Annotated in this window: 3 protein-coding genes; all 3 read right to left on the minus strand. The window is 54.1% G+C overall.

All coding sequences use genetic code 11. From position 1 onward, the window contains the following. Positions 1-534: ABC transporter permease subunit (locus DEO48_RS17585; RefSeq protein WP_146198296.1), on the minus strand; the 534-nt coding region annotated here is incomplete at its 3' end. 9 nt (positions 535-543) lie between these two features. Next, positions 544-1,563 carry a dipeptide ABC transporter permease DppB gene (dppB, locus tag DEO48_RS17590; protein WP_109845843.1) on the minus strand — a complete coding sequence of 340 codons (1,020 nt, stop codon included), beginning with the start codon at positions 1,561-1,563 and terminating at the stop codon, positions 544-546. A gap of 160 nt (positions 1,564-1,723) precedes the next feature. Then, entirely contained in the window at positions 1,724-3,331 is a 1,608-nt protein-coding gene (dppA, locus tag DEO48_RS17595; RefSeq protein WP_023309961.1) for a dipeptide ABC transporter periplasmic-binding protein DppA, read from the minus strand. Positions 3,332-4,026: the final 695 nt, after the last annotated feature.

Genomic DNA, 4,026 nt, shown 5'->3' on the forward strand with positions numbered 1-4,026 from the left:
ACGCACGTAGTGAGGGAGCGCTACGAAGGTCAACGCCAGCGCGGCATTGCCTATCGACGGGCCGAAGATTGCCACCAGCACCAGCGCCAGCAGAAGGCTTGGCAGCGCCAGCATGATGTCGACGATACGCATGATGATGTTATCAACGATACCGCCGAAGTAACCGGCAACCAGGCCGAGTACAACGCCCATGATCAGCGACAGCACAACAACGAGACAGCCGACCAGCAGCGACAGGCGCGCGCCGTACATCAGACGCGACAGCACGTCGCGGCCCACGTCATCGGTACCCAGCAGGTGCGCCAGGCTGCCGCCGTCCTGCCACGCAGGCGGCGCGAGCAGCGCATCGCGGAACTGGTCCGCCGGGTTATACGGTGCGAGGAAATTCGCAAACACCGCAATCAGGATCATGATTACGACATACACCAGCCCTACCACCGCGCCTTTATTGCGCTTGAAGTAGTGCCAGAATTCCTGCAGCGGCGTCATAGGAACCGGTGCAGCGACCACTTTATTTTGAGTGACTTGTGACATGATGGTCCCTTACTTCTTATGACGAATACGCGGGTTCACCACGCCGTACAGCAAATCGACCAGCAGGTTAACGAGGATAATCATCGTCGCGACCAGCAGTACACCGCCCTGCACAACCGGATAGTCACGGCGTTGCAGCGCGTCAATCAGCCAGCGTCCAAGGCCCGGCCAGGAGAAGATGGTTTCGGTCAGGATCGCCCCCGCCAGCAACGTCCCCACCTGGAGACCGATAACGGTCACCACCGGCAGCATGGCATTACGCAGCGCATGGACGATGATGACGCGCATACGCGTCAGGCCCTTTGCTCGCGCGGTGCGGATATAATCCTCACCCAGCACTTCCAGCATCGAAGAACGGGTCATTCGCACGATCACCGCCAGAGGAATGGTGCCCAGCACCATGGCAGGCAGGATCATGTGCGCCACGGCATCAATGAAGTTGCCCTCTTCGCCCCAGATAGCCGTATCAATCAGCATAAAGCCGGTGAGCGGGTTGGAGTCATCCAGGAAGACCATATCACTGACGCGCCCGGAGACCGGTGTCAGGTTAAGCTGCACAGATACCAGCATGATCAGCATCATGCCCCACCAGAAGATAGGCATGGAGTAGCCGGTCAGCGCCAGGCCCACGGCGGTATGGTCAAAAATAGAGCCACGCTTGACGGCAGCCAGTACCCCGACAGGAATACCCACCGCAGTGGCGAAAATCATGGCGCAGACGCCAAGCTCCAGCGTCGCTTTAAAACGCGGCACGAACTCGTCCCACACCGGAAGGCGGCTTTTCAGCGAAATCCCTAAATCACCGTGCAACACGCCCCAGATATAGTGGAGGTACTGCTGCCACATCGGCTTATTGAGACCGAGTTCCGCCAGCAGCTGTGCATGGCGCTCAGGGGAAATACCACGCTCGCCCGCCATAATCATTACCGGGTCGCCGGGGATCATATGGACGAAGGCAAAAGTGAGAAGGGTGATACCGATAAACGTGGGGATAACAAGTCCCAGACGTCGGAGGATGAACTGCAACATAACCCGGATTCTCTCTGATGACGCACGACCAGTGGCGTAACGTCTGTATTGCTCACAAATGTAAATTCCCTCTCCCAGCGGGAGAGAGTTAGGGTGAGGGGATGCATGCACGCCCCTCACCCCTGCCCTCTCCAAAGGGAGAGGGAGAACACCCTACTTATTATTCAACCGATACGTTTTCGAAGTGGTGTTTGCCCAGTGGATCAACCACGTAGCCTTTCACTTCTTTACGCACTGGCTCGTACACGGTGGAGTGAGCAACAATCAGCGCCGGAGCCTGATCGTGCATAACAACCTGAGCCTGCTTGTACAGTTCAATACGTTTGTTGTGATCGTCGGTGGCACGCGCCGGCTGGATCAGATCTTCAAACGGCTTGTAGCACCAGCGAGAGTAGTTAGAACCGTCTTTCGCCGCCGCGCAGCTGAACAGGGTGGCGAAGAAGTTGTCCGGATCCCCGTTGTCACCGGTCCAGCCCATCATTACCGCCTGGTGCTCACCCGCTTTGGCGCGCTTCAGGTACTCGCCCCACTCGTAGGTCACAATCTTGGCCTGAACGCCAACCTTAGCCCAGTCAGCCTGAACCATTTCCGCCATACGGCGTGCGTTCGGGTTGTATGGACGCTGTACCGGCATCGCCCACAGCTCAACGGTAAAGCCTTTATCCTGGCCCGCTTCTTTCAGCAGCGCTTTCGCTTTCTCAGGATCGTAGGTGTAGTCTTTAACGTCGTCGTTATAGCCCCACATGGTTGGTGGGATCAGGTTTTTGGCAGCAACGCCAGCGCCCTGGTAAACCGCCTTGATAATCGCTTCTTTGTTCACCGCATAGGTCAACGCCTGACGAACCTTCACGTCATCAAACGGTTTCTTCTCGGTGTTGAAGGAGAGATAGCCCACGTTCAGGCCAGCCTGCTCCAGCAGGTTGATATTCTTGTCCTGCTTCATGCGGGCGATATCAGCCGGGTTCGGGTACGGCATCACCTGGCATTCGTTTTTCTGCAGTTTTGCGTAACGCACGGAAGCATCAGGCGTGATGGAGAAGACCAGACGGTCGATCTGCGGCTTGGTGCCCCAATAGCCTTCGAACGCTTTATACAGAATGCGGGAGTCTTTCTGGTACTGCAGCAGCTGGAATGGACCGGTACCGATTGGGTTCAGGTCAACTTTCTCCGGCGTACCGGCTTTCAGCATGTTGTCCGCGTACTCTTTGGACAGAATTGAGGCGAAGTCCATGGCCAGGTCAGCCAGGAATGGCGCTTCCGGACGCGTCAGCACGAACTGAACCGTTTTATCGTCCACTTTTTTCACTTCAGCGATCAGGTCTGGCAGACCCATCCCTTCGAAGTATTCATAGCTGCCGCCAGACACTTTATGGTACGGGTTCTGAGCGTTTTTCTGACGGTCAAAGGAGAACACAACGTCGTCGGCGTTAAAGTCGCGCGTTGGTTTGAAATCTTTGCTGTCCTGCCACTTCACACCCTGGCGCAGGTGGAAGGTATAGGTTTTGCCGTCTTCGCTGACGTCCCACTTCTCGGCCAGACCCGGAATTACTTCCGTGGTACCGGTTTTGAATTCAACCAGACGGTTATAGATCGGTACAGAGCTTGCGTCGTAAGTCGTACCAGAGGTAAAGAGCTGTGGGTTAAAGCCTTCCGGCGAGCCTTCAGAACAGTAAACCAGGGTTTTTGCCTGTACGCTTGCTGCCACGGTCATAGCCACCAGGCTCAGACCAAGCTTCAGCATCCCTGACTTCTTCAAGGAAATACTCATTATTCTGCTCCAATGTGATGTTTTGCTTTGTTGTGTTACGCCGCCAGACCTTTATTTATTTTTTACCCGGTCCGGTCGGTGATGCCCGAAGGCTTTAAAGGGATGGAGAATCCTTTCAGAAGAGCGTTTGAGTTGCAGCGCAGATCGTCCCTGAAATGCCCCTCATGCCCTACAATCTGTCAACAGAATGTGAAAACGTCAATACAGGTGACGGGGATTTACGCTGAGTGTGAGAAACCGCAAACAAAGATTAAAAAAACTATGCATGCCAGTTTTCAGCAGGGAAATTTATGCTACTCGCTATCTTGCAGCACAAGTCTCTTCATATTTCGCAACAATCAGTGATTAACTTTTATTCAGAATGGGTAAATTTTCTTGCAGAATGGTGATTATCTGAGCACTAAATACCGCGAACGTTAAAACGCACAGCAAAAAATGCTGAGGTTATCCATAAGCAACGCGAAAAAAGATCAATCTATATATAAAAAAATACAATGGATTATGTCACAAAATCGTTAACAGGCAGGGAGAAGCAGGCCTAAGGGGCGTTTTGGATACTCTGGCGGGATAAGATCATAATGCAAAAAGGGCTAACCTTGAGGTTAGCCCTTTTCAGAATGTGGTCGGCGAGAGAGGATTCGAACCTCCGACCCACTGGTCCCAAACCAGTTGCGCTACCAAGCTGCGCTACTCGC

The sequence above is a fragment of the Enterobacter sp. CGMCC 5087 genome, assembly GCF_003144775.1.
GTDB lineage: Bacteria > Pseudomonadota > Gammaproteobacteria > Enterobacterales > Enterobacteriaceae > Enterobacter > Enterobacter cloacae_M.

Excerpts from the sequence above, each read along its gene's own strand:
- dppB (WP_109845843.1), bottom strand. The coding sequence starts at position 1,563 with ATGTTGCAGTTCATCCTCCGACGTCTGGGACTTGTTATCCCCACGTTT.
- dppA (WP_023309961.1), bottom strand. The coding sequence starts at position 3,331 with ATGAGTATTTCCTTGAAGAAGTCAGGGATGCTGAAGCTTGGTCTGAGC.